The 17,122-nt window shown below is 69.1% G+C and carries 17 protein-coding genes and 1 tRNA gene; 13 read left to right on the top strand and 5 right to left on the bottom strand.

Annotation, left to right across the window (positions count from 1 at the left end; translation table 11 throughout):
- Nucleotides 1-84 precede the first annotated feature (84 nt).
- Together OK349_RS11340 and OK349_RS11335 are read left to right on the top strand one after the other, a co-directional pair.
- Entirely contained in the window at nt 85-642 is a 558-nt protein-coding gene (locus OK349_RS11340) for a hypothetical protein (protein WP_265117908.1), read from the top strand.
- A 228-nt stretch (nt 643-870) separates the two neighbouring features.
- Nucleotides 871-3,444: a TonB-dependent receptor gene (locus OK349_RS11335; RefSeq protein WP_265117907.1), complete on the top strand. Its 2,574-nt coding sequence runs from the start codon at nt 871-873 to the stop codon at nt 3,442-3,444.
- 191 nt (nt 3,445-3,635) lie between these two features.
- Here OK349_RS11335 and OK349_RS11330 read toward each other — a convergent pair whose 3' ends face one another.
- On the bottom strand, nt 3,636-4,262 hold the full coding sequence (locus tag OK349_RS11330; RefSeq protein WP_265117906.1) for a TetR/AcrR family transcriptional regulator: 627 nt from the start codon (nt 4,260-4,262) through the stop codon (nt 3,636-3,638).
- A 243-nt stretch (nt 4,263-4,505) separates the two neighbouring features.
- On the opposite strand from OK349_RS11330, the gene OK349_RS11325 reads away from it, so the two are divergent.
- Both OK349_RS11325 and OK349_RS11320 read left to right on the top strand, forming a co-directional pair.
- The gene (locus tag OK349_RS11325; protein ID WP_265117905.1) at nt 4,506-5,306 is read left to right on the top strand and encodes a metal-dependent hydrolase; all 801 of its coding nucleotides are present in this window, start codon (nt 4,506-4,508) and stop codon (nt 5,304-5,306) included.
- The gene (locus tag OK349_RS11320; RefSeq protein WP_265117904.1) at nt 5,303-5,716 is read left to right on the top strand and encodes a DUF2147 domain-containing protein; all 414 of its coding nucleotides are present in this window, start codon (nt 5,303-5,305) and stop codon (nt 5,714-5,716) included. Before OK349_RS11325 ends, OK349_RS11320 begins: the two co-directional genes overlap by 4 nt.
- Before the next feature lie 121 nt (nt 5,717-5,837).
- Here the strand turns inward: OK349_RS11320 and OK349_RS11315 are convergent.
- Nucleotides 5,838-5,924: transfer RNA gene (locus tag OK349_RS11315), tRNA-Leu, on the bottom strand.
- 293 nt (nt 5,925-6,217) lie between these two features.
- Between OK349_RS11315 and OK349_RS11310 the strand changes: the two genes are divergently transcribed.
- Nucleotides 6,218-7,576, top strand: coding sequence for an MATE family efflux transporter (locus OK349_RS11310; protein ID WP_265117903.1), 1,359 nt, complete (start codon nt 6,218-6,220; stop codon nt 7,574-7,576).
- Here the strand turns inward: OK349_RS11310 and OK349_RS11305 are convergent.
- Entirely contained in the window at nt 7,548-8,261 is a 714-nt protein-coding gene (locus OK349_RS11305; RefSeq protein ID WP_265117902.1) for an MJ0042-type zinc finger domain-containing protein, read from the bottom strand. The genes OK349_RS11310 and OK349_RS11305 overlap by 29 nt on opposite strands.
- A gap of 162 nt (nt 8,262-8,423) precedes the next feature.
- Here OK349_RS11305 and ftsE point away from each other — a divergent pair, with 162 nt between their 5' ends.
- From ftsE to OK349_RS11280, 5 genes are all read left to right on the top strand, one after another.
- A complete protein-coding gene (gene ftsE / locus OK349_RS11300) occupies nt 8,424-9,131 on the top strand; it encodes a cell division ATP-binding protein FtsE (protein ID WP_265117901.1) in 708 nt (235 codons plus the stop codon).
- The gene (locus OK349_RS11295) at nt 9,128-10,018 is read left to right on the top strand and encodes a cell division protein FtsX (RefSeq protein ID WP_265117900.1); all 891 of its coding nucleotides are present in this window, start codon (nt 9,128-9,130) and stop codon (nt 10,016-10,018) included. Before ftsE ends, OK349_RS11295 begins: the two co-directional genes overlap by 4 nt.
- Before the next feature lie 65 nt (nt 10,019-10,083).
- A complete protein-coding gene (locus OK349_RS11290; protein ID WP_265118593.1) occupies nt 10,084-10,566 on the top strand; it encodes a YdcF family protein in 483 nt (160 codons plus the stop codon).
- Nucleotides 10,559-11,245 carry a lysophospholipid acyltransferase family protein gene (locus OK349_RS11285; protein WP_265117899.1) on the top strand — a complete coding sequence of 229 codons (687 nt, stop codon included), beginning with the start codon at nt 10,559-10,561 and terminating at the stop codon, nt 11,243-11,245. Before OK349_RS11290 ends, OK349_RS11285 begins: the two co-directional genes overlap by 8 nt.
- A 29-nt stretch (nt 11,246-11,274) precedes the next feature.
- Nucleotides 11,275-11,760: an anthrone oxygenase family protein gene (locus OK349_RS11280; protein WP_265117898.1), complete on the top strand. Its 486-nt coding sequence runs from the start codon at nt 11,275-11,277 to the stop codon at nt 11,758-11,760.
- A gap of 2 nt (nt 11,761-11,762) precedes the next feature.
- On the opposite strand, the gene OK349_RS11275 is transcribed toward OK349_RS11280, so the two are convergent.
- Nucleotides 11,763-12,512 (bottom strand): prephenate dehydrogenase/arogenate dehydrogenase family protein, encoded by a 750-nt coding sequence (locus OK349_RS11275; RefSeq protein WP_265117897.1) that lies wholly within the window; start codon nt 12,510-12,512, stop codon nt 11,763-11,765.
- Nucleotides 12,509-13,633, bottom strand: a complete 1,125-nt coding sequence (hisC, locus tag OK349_RS11270) for a histidinol-phosphate transaminase (protein WP_265117896.1) — start codon at nt 13,631-13,633, stop codon at nt 12,509-12,511. The genes OK349_RS11275 and hisC overlap by 4 nt, the downstream gene beginning before the upstream one ends.
- Before the next feature lie 84 nt (nt 13,634-13,717).
- Between hisC and OK349_RS11265 the strand changes: the two genes are divergently transcribed.
- Genes OK349_RS11265 through metW form a run of 3 tightly spaced genes read left to right on the top strand, consistent with a single transcriptional unit; the run spans nt 13,718 to nt 17,051 of the window.
- The gene (locus OK349_RS11265) at nt 13,718-15,277 is read left to right on the top strand and encodes a flavin monoamine oxidase family protein (protein WP_301531115.1); all 1,560 of its coding nucleotides are present in this window, start codon (nt 13,718-13,720) and stop codon (nt 15,275-15,277) included.
- A 32-nt stretch (nt 15,278-15,309) separates the two neighbouring features.
- On the top strand, nt 15,310-16,428 hold the full coding sequence (locus OK349_RS11260; protein WP_265117895.1) for a homoserine O-acetyltransferase MetX: 1,119 nt from the start codon (nt 15,310-15,312) through the stop codon (nt 16,426-16,428).
- Entirely contained in the window at nt 16,425-17,051 is a 627-nt protein-coding gene (gene metW, locus OK349_RS11255; RefSeq protein WP_265117894.1) for a methionine biosynthesis protein MetW, read from the top strand. Before OK349_RS11260 ends, metW begins: the two co-directional genes overlap by 4 nt.
- Nucleotides 17,052-17,122: the final 71 nt, after the last annotated feature.

Genomic DNA, 17,122 nt, shown 5'->3' with positions numbered 1-17,122 from the left:
TGTGAGTAGAAAGAAGATGCCGTGTAGTTTCAGGCGCGTGACAAAAATACATAGCTAAATCATAGCTAAATCGGGAGACGTGGGATGAAAAAGGCATTTGCATTTCTTGCAAGCTCTGTCGCGTTGCTCGGGTCGCAGACCGTTGCGGCGCAGGAAGCTTATATCGTTCCAGACGCGACGAGCCCGTGGGTCTTCACGGGGACTGTCGATGTCAACAAGGGCATTGCACTCACCTGCACTGCCGAGGTCGAGATCACCGGCACCAACGATGCGGCCGATACCTCGCCCCCCTTCAATCACAGCGACGTTGCCGGCCTGAGCGCGACCATCACCCTCACGGGCGGTCTCTTTGGCCTCTGCTCGTCGGTCAACATCGCTCCGATTCCCGCGGGCAAGATCAGCTATTCGGGCAGCACCTTCACGCTGCACGACGTGTTCGTGACGACGATCACGCCGGGCAATTGCGAGGGCGATATCGTCGCGACCTGGAACGAAGGTCTGCAGCGGCTGAGCGTCGCGGGCACGCTGCCGGCGGTGAGCGGCGCGGACTGCACGCTGGACGGCGACGTCGATCTCGACACGCCGAGCTCGGGCAATGCGGTTGAGCCTGGCGACGGGGACTACAACCCGAACCATCCCTGATCGCAAGTTCGATCGGAATGAAACCTAAAAGGGGGCGGGCGCACGGTATCGTGCGCCCGTTTTTTCTGACGGCTCGTTCCGCCTGGCCGGGGTGACAGCGCGCCGGACGCGTGCCTATCAACGCGCCGCGGTTCGCCAGCTGGAAGGATCGAGGCTCGGCAGGGGCAGCCGCCGGCGGCGGAGTATCGTTCGGAGTTGCGGATCGTTGCAGAATATCGGTGCCCCGTAATGAAGCTGGCGCGTTTCGCCGTCTTGATCACGATCCTGTCCCCCTGGGGACATGGCGACGCCAGGGCGCGGGCGGGGCAGGCGAACGGTGCGGCGCCTCCGCCACAGGCGCCGCCTTCCGAAACCGCAACCGATCCGGGCAAGGGCGCGGCGCGGCCCGACGAGATCGTGATCACCGCCCAACGCTATGGCGATGCCAAGGTGGAGGCCGAGACCGAGGTCGGCGAAGCGGAGATCGCGAGCTACGGCGCCGACAGTATCGAGGAGCTGCTCAAGCGCCTCGGCCCGATCGCCACCGGATCGGACGAGGAGCCGGTCATCCTGGTCAACGGGCAGGAGGTCGGATTCGACCGCTCGGTGCTGGGCTATCCCGCCGAAGCGCTGAGCCGCATCGCCGTGCTGCGTCCCGAGGCGGCCGCGCGCTATGGCCACCCGCCGGGCCGGCGCGTGGTGAATCTGGTGCTCAAGAAGAATTTCGCCAGCCGCAACGCCGATGCGGAGGTCGAATGGGCGACTCGCGGCGGCCAATATGGCGGCGGCGTGACCGCGAGCCAGGTCGCGATTGCAGGACCCGTGCGGTGGAATGTGCAGGCGCGCGTCGCCCTCGACAGCGCCTTGCCCAAGAGCGCGCGGAACGTCCCGCCGCGCACCGGCCCGATCGACCTGACCGGCTATGCCGCCGGCCTCGGCCAGGCGGAAATCGATCCCGCGCTGAGCCGGGCGGCGGGCGGACTCGTCACGATCGCCGCCTTTCCCGGCGATGTCCTGTCGCGGCCGCCGGCGCTCAAAGACTTCGTCGCGACCGCCAACCGCGATCATCCGGCCGATCCGCGCGACTTCGAGACGCTGCGGCCGTCGCGGCGCAACCTCTCGCTGCGGCTCGGCATGACGCGTCCGCTCGGCCCCTTCAGCGCCTCGCTCAGCGTCAACGCCGCGTCGAACAGCAGCAGCGGCCGGCGCGGCGTGCCGATGGCTTCGATCGTCCTGCCGGCTGGCAGCCCGTGGTCGCCCTTCGCCGACGACGTCCTGCTGGTCCGCCCGCTCCGGCGCGACCGGCCGTTGCGCAGCGAGACCAGTTCGGACTCGCTGGGTGCCGCGCTCAGCCTGTCGGGCACGATCGGCGGCTGGCAGACCAACGTCGCGGCCAGCTATACGCGCAACTGGGCGAGCAGCCTGCTCGAGCGCGGGATCGATACCGTGCGCGTGCAGGAGCTGGTCAGCCGCGGCGACCCCGCGTTCAATCCCTATGCGCCCTGGGGCGACCGGCTCCTCCTCGCCGAAACCAATCGTTCGCGCGGCGAGAACATGAGCGCGCGGTTCGGTCTCGGGAAATCGCTTATCGATTTGCCGGCGGGGCCGGTGACGGCGAGCCTGTCGGCGAATGCCAGCCGCAGCTCGGTCGAGAACCGCCGGATCGACAATCTCGACGCGCTGATCGCGCTGGACCGCCGCACGCGCGACCAGCTCTATGGCCAGCTTTCCTTCGGCGTGCCGATCTCGCGCCGCGGCGAGGGCGAGCTGTGGCGGCTCGGCGACCTTGCGCTCGACCTGTCGCTGGGCGGGCACAAGACCTCCGGTTCGCAATGGCAGAAGCGCTACGGCACCGGGCTCACCTGGTCGCCGTTCGCGAAACTGCAGTTGCGCGGATCGTTCGATCATGAGGAGGTGGCGCCGACGTTCGAGCAGCTCGACGGGCCGCGGGTCGAGACCGTGCTGCGCATCTACGATTTCGCGCGCCAGGAAGTGGCCGAGCCGGTCTGGATCACCGGCGGCAACCCGTTGCTGCGCGCCGGCAGCCGGCAGAACCGCGTGTTCGGCGCGTTGCTGCGGCCGTTCGGAAGCCAGGCACTCTCGATCGACGTCTCCTATCGCGCGTACCGCGGAACCGGCGGGGTCGCCGCCTTTCCCGAGCTGACCCCGGTGATCGAGGCGGCCTTTCCCGAGCGCGTGACGCGCGATGCGGCCGGGCGGCTGGTGGCGGTGGACGCGCGTGCGATCAACATCGCCCGCAGCAGCGAGTCCGAGCTCGTCTCGGGCATCACGCTGCGGCTCCCCGACCCCGGCGCCAAGCCCAAGGGGCCGGCGGAGGCCAAGGCCGCCGATCCGCTCCGGTTAACGCTGACGCTCAATCATCGCTGGCGCTTGAGGAGCGAGTTGCTGACGCGCCCCGGCGTTCCGGTGATCGACCAACTCCGCGACACGGGCCAGTCCCGCCACCTGCTGTCGATCCAGGCCGTGGCGGGAAAGAAGGCGTTCGGGACGAACGTCAGCGCGATCTGGAGCAGCGCCGCGCGCCTGCGCGATCGGGCCGCGACCGGGCCGCAGGCCGAATATCGCTACGCGCCGCCGCTGCGCGTCGATCTCGGCCTGTTCGTCGATCCCGAGGATCTCTCTCCGTCGCTGAAGCGCTCCAGGTTGCTCGACGACATGCGGATCTCGCTCGATATCGACAATCTGCTCAACGACTATCGCCGGGCGACGCTGGGCGATGGCAGCGTACCGGCGGGGTATAGCCGCGACGAGGTCGATCCGGTCGGGCGGACCATCAAGCTGTCGGTACGCAAGCGCTTCTAGGATCTGTTTCAGCAAAGCCGAAACGTGGCGGCACCAGCCCGCTCCCCCACCCGGCCACCCCCGAAAGTATCCTGATGGGTGGCCGGGTGGGGAGTATCGGGTCGGCCATGCCCCCGGCATGGCCTGAACAGCGCGGGGCGCTGTTCACCCGAGACTGGCTGGTGCCGCGATTCAGCGAAGCTGAATCCGACTCAGGTCAGGGCCGGCGGGATTCCCTGGGGAAGCAGGAACAGCGGCAAGATGCGCGAGATCAGGCTGCGCATCGCATCGTCCTCCTGGTCGAGCATGTCGCGCACATAGGGGCCGATCACGGCATCGCCGAACGCGCACACCGCCATCATCAGCACCGCCATGCGCACCCGCTCCGGCGCGCCTTCGTCGGACGCCTGGCCGACGATCGCCTCGACCAGCGACTTGACCGCGTCGCGCACCGGCTCGAGATGCTCGACATCGCCCGACAGGATGATCCACGCGGCGAGCTGGCCCGCGCCGCCCTTGTCGAACGCGTCGAACACCTTGTCCGCCACCGCGCGTGGGGCAGCCGCGTCGGTCCGCAGCATCTCGACGACATGGTCGAGCGCGACGGTGAGGTCGTTGATCATCGAACCCATCAGCGCCGATTGCAGGCTCGCCGCCGATCCGAAGTGATGCAGGACGTTGGCGTGCGACATGCCGATCTCGTCGCCGATATTGGCGAGCGTGACCGCGGCGGGCCCGCCCTCGAGCAGCAGGCGCCGCGCCGCCGCCAGGCCTTCTTCGCGGACTTCGGGGCCCAGCCGTTTGCGCCGCTTCACGCGCGGTGGCGGTTGCTTGTACATTCTCATTCCCTGCCGGCCCACCCCCGGACCGGTCGCGCGGTTTTAGCGCAAAGCGCGCAATAGTCACAATTCCTCTCTGCGCCGGTGATTCCGTCGGAAATCCCAATCTGGACCGCGTCTTAATCGATCTTGCAACGATTGTGGGCCTGCTATATTAACATTGATGTTAATGTCATTTGATTCGCGATGAGGTGCATCTTGTCCGACCGCACGCCACGGGACCTCGCCATCCACAAGCGGGATATGAAGTTCGGCCGGAAGGCGCCGCTGCCGCGCTGGTGGCACAGCGGTGATCCCGGGCGCACGGCGTTCTTCAACGCGCTCTCCTCGACCTTTCCGGTCGGCGAGAAGTTCTTCATGACCTCGGTGCGTCATTTCCGCGACGGCGCGCCGGAGCCGCTGCGCAGCCAGATCGACGATTTCCTGTATCAGGAGTCGATGCACTCGCGCGAGCATGTGGTGTTCAACCGCCAGGCCGAGGATGTCGGATACGACATCGCGCCGCTGGAGGACCGCGCGCGCCGCACCATCGCCTGGGTCAAGCGGCGCTCCCCGATCCAGCAGCTCGCGGCGACCTGCGCGCTCGAACATTTCACCGCGACGCTCGCGCATGACGCGCTGGCCGATCCCGCGCATCTCGCGGGCGCGACCGACGAGGCCAAACGGCTGTGGCAATGGCACGCGATCGAGGAGGTCGAGCACAAGGCGGTGGCGTTCGACACCTATCTCCACGCCGCGCGCGAGATGACGCGGCTGCGCCGCTGGCTCAAGCGCAGCACGGTGATGTTCGTGACGACGATGCGCTTCCACTATGTGATCTTCCGCAACACCGCCGATCTGCTGCGCCAGGACGGCTGCAACAATTTCGCGACATGGCGCCGGTTGCTGGGCTATCTCTACGGCCGTCCCGGCCCATTGCGCCTGCTGCTGAAGGGAGTGTTCGTCTATATGCGGCCCGGTTTCCATCCCTGGGAGCTCGACGATCGGCCCTTGCTGGCGAAATCGCTCGCCCTGCTCGAGCAGCCGCGGAGCCAGGCGGCATGAGGCTGCTGGCGCTTGTCGCCGCCTTGCTCGCCACCGGCAGCGCCGCGCAGGCCGCCGACATCACCGGCGTGTGGGCCACCGGGAGCGAAGGCGGGCGAGTCCAGATCTATCGCTGCGGCCAGGCGCTGTGCGGGCGCGTGGTCGACGCCGCGCGGCTGCGCACCAATCCCGACCTGCGCGACCTGCGCAACTCGGACCCCAAGCTGCGCCAGCGGCGGCTCAAGGGGCTGGTGGTGCTCAACGGCTTCACCGGCGGCCCGGGCGAATGGAAAGGCGGCCCGGTCTACGACCCTGAAACGGGCGACGGGGCGGGCCGTGGTTATCTCAAGCTGCTGCCCGACGGCAAGCTCGAGCTCAAGGGCTGCGTCGCCGTTTTCTGCCGCACCAAGATCTGGACCCGCGTCCGCTAGGCGGGGACATAATCCCAAGAATGACACGGCGTGCGGAGCCCTTGGGCTTTGCGCGCCAAGCCGCGTCCGCGCCGAAGCGCGAATTCATTCCGGCGATGGGATTGGCCCCTTCCGGGGCGAATGGTGCGGTCGAGAAGACTCGAACTTCCACGGGCTTTCGCCCACAACGACCTCAACGTTGCGCGTCTACCAGTTCCGCCACGACCGCACTGATTCAAGTCCGCCGGATGAACCCGGCGGCTGGTAAGGCGCGGCCCCTAGCAAAGCGTCACGGGGCTTGCAACCGTCTATGCGTGCGTTGTCGTTTCACGACAACGGTGGCCGCACCAGCCAGTGTGCGGTGAACAGCGCCCCGCGCTGTTCAGGTCATGCCGGGGGCATGACCGACCGCTACACTCCCCACCCGGCCACCCATCAGGATACTTTCGTGGGTGGCCGGGTGGGGGAGCGGACTGGTGCGGCTTCCGCGTGAGCGGAACAAACGCTAAGCCCCGCCTGCCCATGCACCTGCCAGCCGACATCCGTGCCGAGACGCGCCGCATCCTCGCTCTGGCATGGCCGGTGGTGCTGACCGGGCTCAACTGGACGATCCTGCACGTCACCGACGTGGTCGTCGTCGGCATGGTCAGCACGCACGAGGTGGCGGCGCTTGGCGCGAGCCGCACGCTGACCTTCATCGGCATCGTCGTCGCGCTCGGCTGGCTCACCGGCGTGCTCGTCTTCGCCTCGCGCGCCGACGGGGCGAAAGACCTGCCGGGGACCGGCGCGGTGCTGCGCCAGGGACTGGTGCTGGGATTGCTGCTCGGCCTCCTCAGCGGCGGCGCCCTGTTCGCCTTCGCTTTGCCGATGCTGCTCGGCGTCGGTGTCGATCCGGACATCGCACCCGATGCGGCGCGGGTCGTGCGGACGATGGCGCTCGGCTATCCCTTCCAGCTGCTGATCGTCGCCGCAAGCTTCTTCCTCGAGGGCGTCAGCCGGCCGCAGCGGGTGATGGCGGTCAATCTCTCGATCCTGCCGTTGAACGCGCTGCTCGCCTGGGTGCTCGCGACCGGCCAGTTCGGCCTGCCCGTGATGGGCGCGGTCGGTGCGGCAGCGGCGACGGTGACCGCCACCGTGGTTGGGGCAGTAGCGATGGTCGCGGCGGCACTCACGCTGCCACGTGCCCGCGAGCGCGGCGTGCGCGACTGGCATGACTTCGGTTCGCCCGCAATGTGGCGCGGCGTCCGGGCGCTGCTCGGCTTCGGCCTGGTGCCGGCGATCGCCTCGGGGCTCGAGCTCGCCGGTTTCTCGATCCTGATCGCGCTCTCGACCCAGCTCGGTGAGACGGTGACTCACGCCTTCCAGATCGTCTTCTCGGTTCACAACGTCACCTTCGCCTTCGCGCTGGGCCTGGGCTCGGCCGCCGGCGTGCGCGCGGGCAATGCGGTGGGCGAGGGCGTGCCGGCCGAAGCCGGGCCGCGCACCGCGATCGCTGCCGGGCTCGCCGCGCTGATCCTCGGCTTGCTCGCGCTCCCGCTGATCTTCGCGCCGATGCTCGTCGTCGGCGGCTTCCCCGCCACCGCCGCGGTGGCCGCCGCAGCCGCCGCGATGCTGCCGCTCTGGGGGCCGTTCATCCTGTTCGACGGGCTTCAGGTCGTGTTCGTCTATGCGCTGCGCTCGCTGGGGGACCAGGTCGCGGCGGGGCTCAACGGCATTGCCGCCTTCTTCCTGCTCACTGGCGGGATCGGTCTCTGGACCGTCCATGCCGGCTGGGGCGCGAACGGGCTGGTCGCCGCGTCGGCGTCGGGCATGCTCGCCGCGGCGCTGCTCAACGGCGGACGGCTATTCTGGGTCAGTCGGCGGCTTCGCCGGAAAAGCTGAACTGGATCGTCTTGCCGCTCGCCGGCACGTCGAGCTTGCCGCTGTTGAACTCGAGGCTGCCGCCCGGCGGCAGCGCGCGCGGCTCGGGCGTGATCGTCCAGTTGTAGACGATCGAATTATTGGCGTCGCGCAGCTCGGCGAGGATGTTGGGGACGCGCTGGCGCTCGCGGGTCGGGTTCATCACTTGCCCGCTCACAACGAACAATTCACCCCCGTTGAGCCGCGGTTTGCGCTCGACCGCCTGCGCAGTGAAGATCAGCGGCGTCTTCGCCTCACCAATCGGCAGGCCGAGCTGCGAGGCGATGCCGGGCGCGCCGAGCCACAGGATCGCACCCGCGCCGACCGACAGCGACAGGCCGGTGATCAGCGCCGCCGCGGTCCAGCGCCGCTCGGGGTTCTTGCGCGGCTTGAACGGCGGCTCGTGCGCGAAGGGATCATAGTCGCGTTCGGCCTCCGTTGTTGCCACCGGAGCGACGGGAGCGGCCGGCGGCGGCGGAGGTGGCGGCGGCGCCGAATAGGCGTCGGCGCGGATCACGTCGGGCGCCGGCTTGGCGGCGGGTGTGCCCGCAGGGAGTTGGTGCCAGCTGTGCCGGCAGCTCGCGCAACGCACCGTGCGGCCATCCGCCCCGATCGCACTGTCGGGAACCAAATAGCGGGTGCGGCACTCAGGGCATTCCAGGATCATCGCGGCACATCTTGTACGGGGCACAATGGCCGATCCCGATTCTAAACACCTCCCGACTCGGCTTTGCAAGAGGCATGTCCTCGCGCTTGAGCCCGCCCCCCGCCTGTGCGATGGCTGGGTTCTTCGGGGGAAAGCGTTTTCAGGAGCGGCCGGGCGCCGGGCATGGCCAATATCGTCCAGTTCGAGAATGTCGGCCTGCGCTACGGGACCGGGGCGGAGACGCTGAGCGACGTCAGCTTCACGCTCAGTGCCGGCTCCTTCTACTTCGTCACCGGCGCTTCGGGGGCGGGCAAGACCTCGCTGCTCAAATTGCTCTACCTCGCGCAGCGCCCGACGCGCGGCATCGTGCGGCTGTTCGGCGAGGATGCGGGCGCCTTGCCGCGGAAACGTCTTCCGGGTTTCCGCCGCCGCATCGGCGTGGTGTTCCAGGACTTCCGCCTGCTCCCGCACATGTCCGCCTATGACAATGTCGCATTGCCGCTGCGCGTCGCGGGCATGCCCGAAAGCGACATCGAGGGGCCGGTGCGCGAAATGCTCGCCTGGGTCGGCCTCAAGGACCGCGACACCGCCAAGCCGCCGACGCTGTCGGGCGGTGAGCAGCAGCGCGTCGCGATCGCCCGCTCGGTGATCACCCGGCCCGAGATGCTGATCGCGGACGAGCCGACCGGCAACGTCGACCCCGACATGGCGGAACGGTTGCTGCACCTATTCGATTCGCTCAACCGGCTCGGCACCACGGTGGTGGTGGCGACGCACGACTTCCAGCTGATCAGCCGCATCCCCGACGCGCAGATGATGCGGATCGAGAAGGGCCGGCTGGTCGATCCCACCGGCTCGCTGCGCTACCCGCCCGGAGCCGCCCCGGCATGAAGCTCCTCGCACGCGACAAGCCCGAACGCCGCCTGCTCGACGAGAGCCGGCGCACGCGTGCGATGCTGTGGGTGATGGCGATCATGCTGTTCCTGACGGTGCTCGCCGCCGCGCTCGGTCTCGGCATGGCGGGTGCCAGCCGCACGCTCGACCGCCAGCTCGCCGGACGTCTCACCATCCAGCTCGTCGAGGCGGACGCCGCCCGGCGCGACGCCAATGCCCGCCGCATCGCCGAACGTGTGCGCGCGCTCCCCGGCGTGATGCGCGTCGCGGAAGTCGATCGCGCGCATCTCGCCGCGCTGCTCGAGCCGTGGCTGGGCGAGGCCGGGCTCGACGCGGATCTGCCGATGCCGGCGATGATCGACGTCGATCTCGCGTCGGGCGACGCGGCTGCGGCCGACCGCGTGACGCGCGCCGCGCGCGCGGTCGCGCCCGCCGCGCAGGTCGACCGGCACGCGCAATGGCTCTCGCCGGTGAGCCGCTTCCTCACCACTATCACCTGGTTCGCCGCGGCGCTCGTGATCCTGATGGCGACCGCCACCACGATTGTCGTGCTGCTCGCCGCGCGCGGCGGGCTCGACACCCATCGCGACACGATCGCGGTGCTGCACATGCTCGGCTCGACCGACATGCAGGTCGCGCGCCTGTTCCAGCGGCGGATCGCGTTCGACACCTTGCTCGGCGGCGCGCTCGGCACGGCCGCGGCGCTGGCGGTGGTGTGGCTGCTCGGCCAGCAGGCGGGGGGGCTCGGGTCGGAGTTGCTCGGCGGGGTCGCGCTGGCGCCGCTCGACTGGGTGCTGCTGCTCCTGCTCCCGCTCGCCTTCGCGCTGCTGGCGCTGTTCGCGGCGCGCATCGCCGTGCTGGGCACGCTGGGGAAGACGCTGTGATCGGGGCGGCGTGGCGCATCCTCGCGGTGCTCGCGCTCGCCTGGGCGCTCGGCTTTGCGCTGTTCATGCTCTCGCTCGGCACCCCGCTCGATCCCGGCGTCCGCACCGATGCGATCGTCGTCCCCACCGGCGGCGCGGGGCGCATCCCGCGCGGCATCGCACTGCTTCAGCGCGGCACGGCGAAGCGCATGCTGATCACCGGCACCGACCCCACCGTCCGCCCGATCGAGCTCGCCATCGAGCACCGAGCGCCTCCGGCGTTGTTCCGCTGCTGCATCGACCTTGGGCACGAGGCGGTCGACACCCGCTCCAACGCCGACGAGACCGCCGCCTGGGTGCGTGCGCGCGGCTACAAGTCGGTGCGGCTGGTCACCGCCGACTGGCACGTGCCGCGCGCCAAGCTCGAGCTCGGCAATGCGCTGGGCGGCGAGATCGAGATTGAGGGCGACGGTGTGCGCACCAATCCGCGCTTCGCCATGCTACTGCGCGAATATCACAAATATCTGGTCCGCCGCGTCGCCTTGCTGTTCGGGCTCGGCAATGGCTAAGCGGTTGCGCAGCTTTGCCTTCGCGATCTTCTTCTATGGGCTGTCGGTGCCGATCGTGCTGGGCGCGCCGGTGGCGGCGCTGTTCGGCGCGCGCATCCTGCGTCCCTATTGCATGGCTTGGGCGAGGTTCGGGGTGTGGTCGGCGCGGCACATCGCCGGCATCCGCATCCACGTCGACGGCCAGCGCGCGGCCGGGCCGGCGCTCTATGCCGCCAAGCACCAAGCGATGCTGGAGACGATGGCGCTCGCCGTCATGCTCGACGCGCCCGCCATCGTGATGAAGCGCGAGCTCGCGCAGATTCCCGTGTGGGGCTGGGCGGCGCAACGCTATGGCGTGATCGTGGTCGATCGCGCGGCCAACGCCAAGGCCTTGCGGCAGATGATGCGCGAGGCGCGCGATGCGACAGGCGAGGGCCGGTCGGTGCTGATCTTCCCCGAGGGAACGCGCGTCGCGCCGGGCGAAACGCCGCCGCTGCGTTCGGGCTTTGCGGGTCTCTATCGCGCACTTAGTCTAACAGTGGTGCCCGTTGCGCTCGACAGCGGCCGGCTGTGGCCGCGGCGCGGACCCAAGCGGGGTGGGATCGTCACCTTCCGCTTCGGCGCGCCGGTCCCGCCCGGCCTGCCACGCGCCGAGGCGGAGGATGCGGTACACAGGGGGATCAACGCGCTCGAATCCTAGGTGCACGAAGGAACGGAGGGAGACGGATCATGACGGCCAGCCTGTTCGAACTTCCCGTCCTTGTCGCCGCGATCGGCGCCTTCATCATCGCCGGCGTCTTTTACGGCTTCTCGACCTTCATCATGCAGGCGCTTGCCCGCCTGCCGGTGGCTGAGGGCATCCGTGCGATGCAGTCGATCAACATCACCGTGATCACGCCGCTGTTCCTCGGTGTGTTCATGGGTACGGCGCTGCTCCTGTTGGTGCTGGCCGTGGCTGCGGCGCTGCACCTCGGCCGGCCCGGCGCGCCTTACGTCATCCTCGGCGCGATCTGCTATGTGTTCGGCTGCTTCGTTCTGACGATGTGGCGCAACGTCCCGCTCAATGACGCGCTCGCCCGCGTCGATCCGGAGAGCGAGCAGGGCGCGACATTGTGGGCACGCTATCTGCGCGACTGGACTTGGTGGAACCATGTCCGCACCTTCGCCTCGTTCGTCGCGGCGGTGGTGCTTACCTATGCCTGGGCGATAAGCTAGCGTCAGCCGGCGCTGCTGGCGTTGCCGGCCTTCAGGCTGCGCGCCAGCAGGCCGTTCGCCTCGGCGATGAACTGGCGCGTGATCTCCTCCGCGAACGGATTGAGGTTCTGGATCGCGAAGAACAGCTCCTCGGTATCGTCGCGGATCAGCCCGCACAGCTCGAGCAAATGCTGGTAGCTATGGGTCTTGAGCTCCTCGTCCGGGATGCGGATGTTGACCAAGGTGCGCCCGATCAGATGGGTGAGCGCCTGGACATAGGCCATCTCGCGGTCATGTTCCTCGGCGGTGGTGATCGACACCGCGAGGCCGAGGCCGCGCCCGAACTCGGCGACCTTGTGATGCGCCTCGCCGCGCACCTGGCACACCACCAGCGGCAGGCCGGCGAGGCCGCCGCGTGCGCTCTGCGGGCCGAACAGCGGATGGGTGGCGACAATGTCGACTCCTTCGGGCAGCATCTCGCGCATCCAGCGCGCGGGCAGCATCTTGACCGAGGCGACGTCGAGCACCAGCGCGCCGGGGCGCAGCAGCGGCGCGATCGCGGCGACGGTCGCCGCCATCGCCTGCACCGGCACCGCCAGCATCACGACGTCGCTCGCCGCGGCCTGCTCGAGCGTGCCGGTGCGCACGCCGAGTGCCGCGGCCGGTTCGGCGATGTCGGCGCGGTCGGTCACCGTGACCGCGAAATGATCGCGCAGATGCTTGGCAGCGAGCTGCCCGAACCGGCCGAAGCCGATGATCCCGAAGCTCTTCATCCCGCCGCGCTGTCGCGTGCGTCTGCCACCAGCCGCTGAAGGATGCCCGCCACCGCGCGGGTCTCGTCCTCGGTGCCAATGGTGATGCGCAGACCGTGCGGCAGCCCCTGGCCGGGCAGCCAGCGCACGATATAGCCCGCGTCCATCAGCCCCTTGTATGCCGCCTCGGCGGTCAGCGCGCCTTCAAACAGCACGAGGATGAAATTGGCCTGGCTCGGTACTGCGCGCAGTCCGGCATTGCCGAGCTTCGCGATCTCGTCCGCGAACCAGCGTCGCCATTTGGCATTGTGCGTCCGGGTGTGCTCGACGAACGCGGTGTCGCCGAGCGCCGCGATTGCCGCCGCGGTGCCCGCGATGGTGATGCTGAACGGCAAGCGGATGCGATGCATCGCCTCGATGATCTCGGCCGAGGCATAGCCCCAGCCGATCCGCTCGGCGGCGAGCCCGTAGAGCTTGGAGAAGGTGCGCGTGACCAGCACGTTGGGCGCGGTCCTGGCGAGCTCCATCCCGCCGTCGTCGATCTTGCCCTCGATATATTCGGCATAGGCGTGGTCGAGCACCAGCAGGATGTCGGGGCGAAGGCCCGCGTGCAGCCGCGCGATCTCCTCGCGCGCCGCATAGGTGCCGGTCGGGTTGTTGGGGTTGGCGATGAACACGATCCGCGTCTTCTCGCTCACGCACGCCAGGATCGCGTCGACATCGGTCGCATAGTCGCTGTCGGGCGCCACCACCGGGGTCGCGCCGACGCGCCGCGTCGCGATCGGATAGACCGAGAAGCCGTAATTCACATAGATGATCTCGTCGCCCGGCCCGGCGAATGCGCCCGCGGCGAGGTGAAGCACTTCGTCCGACCCGTTGCCATAGATGATCCGCGCGGGGTCGAGCCCGTGCAGTTGCGCGAGCGCCTCGCGCAGCTCGGTGCCGCTGGCATCGGGATAGCGCTCGAGATTGTCCGCAGCGGCCGCGAAGGCCGCGCGCGCCGCGGGCGAGGTGCCGAGCGGATTCTCGTTCGACGAGAGCTTGATCGCCTTGCGGCCGTCATCGGTCTTGGAGCGCCCGGGCACATAGGGGGCGATCTCCATGATCCAGGGCATGGGCCGGGGCTTGGCAGGTGCGTTCATGGCGCGGGCGATGGCCGAAGCGGGTAAGAATGGCAAGGTTTGCGCAATCGCGCCATGCTAGGCACAGCGTCGACAGGAGGCAGGATGCGGGGAAGCGAAACCTTGTGGCGCGCATTGGAGCTGGCGCGGCGGAATGATCTGGCGGCGCGGGGCAAGGCGGCGCCGCGTGCCGGTCATGGCGGGATCGGGCGGCGCACGCTGCTGCAGGGCATGGCGGCGAGCGGCGTGGCGGCGGGTCTGCCCGCGCCGGCGCTGGCGCTACCCGCCACGGGCCGGGTCGCGATCGTCGGCGGCGGGATCGCGGGCCTTTCGGCGCTGCATCACTTGACCAAGGCGGGCGTCGACGCGCTGCTGTACGAGGCGCGCAATCGTCTCGGCGGGCGCATGTTCACCCAGCGCACCGCCGAGGGGCAGCTGTTCGAGGCGGGCGGCCAGCTCGTCAATTCGGATCATGCGGACATGCATGCGCTCGCCAAGGAGTTCGCGGTGCCCTTGGTCGATCGCAAGGCCGGACTGCACCATTCGGTGGTGCTGGCGGACGGCGCGGTGGCGCCGCAGGCCGAGCTCGCGCGGCTGCTCGCCCCGCTCGCTGCGCGGATCGCACGCGATTCAGAAATGGTGGATGCCAGCCCGCGTACCGCCGCGGCGATCGACCGGCTGTCGGTCGCGCAATATCTCGACCGCCACGCCGCGCTGATCCGCGACCCGCGCATCCGCGCGCTGATCGAGTCGAGCATCCGCACCGAATATGGCTCGGAGCCGGAGGGTGCCTCGGCGCTCCAGCTGATCTTCAACCTGCCAACGGTGAAGGGCGAGCATGTCGAAGTGCTCGCCGGCAGCGACGAACGCTACGTCATCGCGGGCGGCAGTGGCCGGCTCGCCGAGGCGATCGCGCAGGCGCATCGCGACCGGATCGAGACCGGGCGGCGACTGCGCGCGATCCACGAGACCGGCAGCGGCATGCGGCTCGAATTCCTCGACGGGGCCAGCGCCGAGGCCGACACGGTGATCGTCGCCGTCCCCGCGCCGATCCTGCGCCAGATCGACTTCGCCGTGCCGCTATCCGCGCGCTGGCGCGAATTCGTCGCGCAGGCCGACCTCGGCCGGAACGAGAAGGTGCAGGTCACCGCCTCGGCGACGCCCTGGGCCGAGGTGCTCGGCACCGGCGGCGAGCTGTGGGACACTGCCTCGTCCTATTCGCTCGGCTGGGACGGCACGCTCAAGGGGATCAAGGGCGGTAAACCGGTGTGGAACTGGTTCCTCGGCGGCGACCAGGTCGCGGCGGCGAAGGACACACCCGAAGCGCTCGCCGCGGCCTTCGCCCAGCGCACCGAGCCCGCCGTGCCCGGCATCGCACAGGCAGTGACGGGCGGCATGGTCCGTCGCACCAACTGGTGCAACGATGCGCTGACGCTCGGCGCCTACACCAACAGCGCGCCGGGCCAACTCACCCGCTTCGGCCCTCTCTTCTGGATCGAATCCGACGATCCCGCCGAGCGCCAGCAGGCGGTCGCCGGACGGCTGGTGTTCGCGGGCGAGCATGTCTCGGATGCCTGGGTCGGCTTCATGAACGGCGGCGCGCAGACCGGCCGGCTCGCGGCGCAGGCGGTGATCGCCGCACGGTCGCGACGCCGCGCCGCTTGAACGCGGGCCGCGAGGCCCCTAGGCACACGCGCATGTCCGACGACCCGCGTTTCGGCCTCTCGCGCCACGTCACCCTGCCCGGGCCGCTGCGGCTCGACGGCGGCGTGCTGCTCTCGCCGGTCGAGATCGCCTACGAGACCTATGGCAATCTCACGCCCGATGGCGGCAATGCGATCCTCATCTGCCACGCGCTGACCGGCGACCAGCATGTCGCCTCGCCGCACCCGGTGACGGGCAAGCCGGGCTGGTGGACGCGCATGGTGGGTGCCGGTAAGCCGGTCGATCCCGAGCGCCACTTCATCGTCTGCGCCAATGTGCTGGGCAGCTGCATGGGCACGTCGGGCCCGGCCACGGTCAACCCCGCGACCAGCCAGCCCTGGGGCATGCGCTTCCCGGTGATCACGATCCGCGACATGGTGCGTGCCCAGGCGATGCTGCTCGACCATCTCGGCGTCGGCCGGCTGAAGGCGGTGGTCGGCGGCTCGATGGGGGGCATGCAGGCGCTGAGCTGGCCCGCGACCTTTCCCGACCGCGTCGAGGCCGCGGTGGTGATCGCCTCGACCGCGCGCCATTCGGCGCAGAACATCGCCTTCCACGAGGTCGGCCGCCAGGCGGTGATGGCCGATCCGCGCTGGAACGGCGGCGCCTATTATGACGGCGAACCGCCCGCCGCCGGCCTCGCCGTCGCGCGCATGGCGGCGCACATCACTTATCTCTCCGAGGCCGGCCTGACCGAGAAGTTCGGGCGACGGCTGCAGGCGCGTGAGGCCAAGTCGTTCGGCTTCGACGCCGACTTCCAGATCGAATCCTATCTGCGCCACCAGGGCCTGAGCTTCGTCGACCGGTTCGACGCCAACGCCTATCTCTACATCACGCGAGCCATGGACTATTTCGACCTCGCCGAGGAGCATGGCGGCACGCTCGCCAACGCCTTTCGCGAGACCAGGGCGCGCTTCTGCCTGGTCAGCTTCGACACTGACTGGCTCTATCCCACGCGGGAGTCGCGCGCGATCGTCCACGCGCTCAACGCCGCCGGCGCGCCGGTCAGCTTCGTCGAGCTGAGCTCACCTTATGGCCACGACGCGTTTCTGCTGGATGCGCCGGAATTGAACCGGGTTGTGGACGGGTTTCTGCGCGCGGGGGAGCCATGAAGATCAGCGACCGCCTAATGCTGACCCCCGGGCCCCCGAACCTCCGCCCGGACCTGTCGATCATCTTCCAGAACGTGGAGCGGGGAAGCCGCGTCCTCGACGTCGGCTGCGGGGACGGCGCGCTGATGGCCGCCTTGCGCGACTATCGCGACTGCGACGCGCGCGGGCTCGAGATCGACCCGCATAACGTTGCCACCGCGGTGTCGCATGGCCTGTCGGTGATCCAGGGCGATGCCGACACCGATCTTGCCGACTATCCCGACGCAAGCTTCGACTATGCCATCCTCAGCCAGACGCTGCAGACTACAATGCGTCCGCATGTGGTGCTCGATCACCTGCTGCGCATCGGCGAGCGAGCGGTCGTCTCCTTCCCCAATTTCGCGCATTGGCGCGTGCGCGTGTCGCTGCTGTGGGGCGGGAGGATGCCGGTGACTCGGCTGCTGCCGGTCGCTTGGTACGAAACGCCCAACATCCATCACGTCACGATCGACGACTTCCGCGCCTATGTCCGCGAGCGCGGCATCACCGTCGAGCAGGCCTGGTTCCTCTCGAATGGTTCGCGGACCACGTCCGCCGCCGCCAATTTCCTCGCCGAGCACGCCGTCTTCCTGCTGCGGCGCTAGCTTTTCGACCAAGCGCAGATGACGCGGGCTGTTTCGCCCGTTACCACTCCCGCCCGCAACAGGTTCAGGGA

Source organism: Sphingomonas sp. BT-65 (genome assembly GCF_026107375.2).
Classification (GTDB): Bacteria; Pseudomonadota; Alphaproteobacteria; order Sphingomonadales; family Sphingomonadaceae; genus Sphingomonas.
This window is presented reverse-complemented; position numbering and strand designations above follow the sequence as displayed.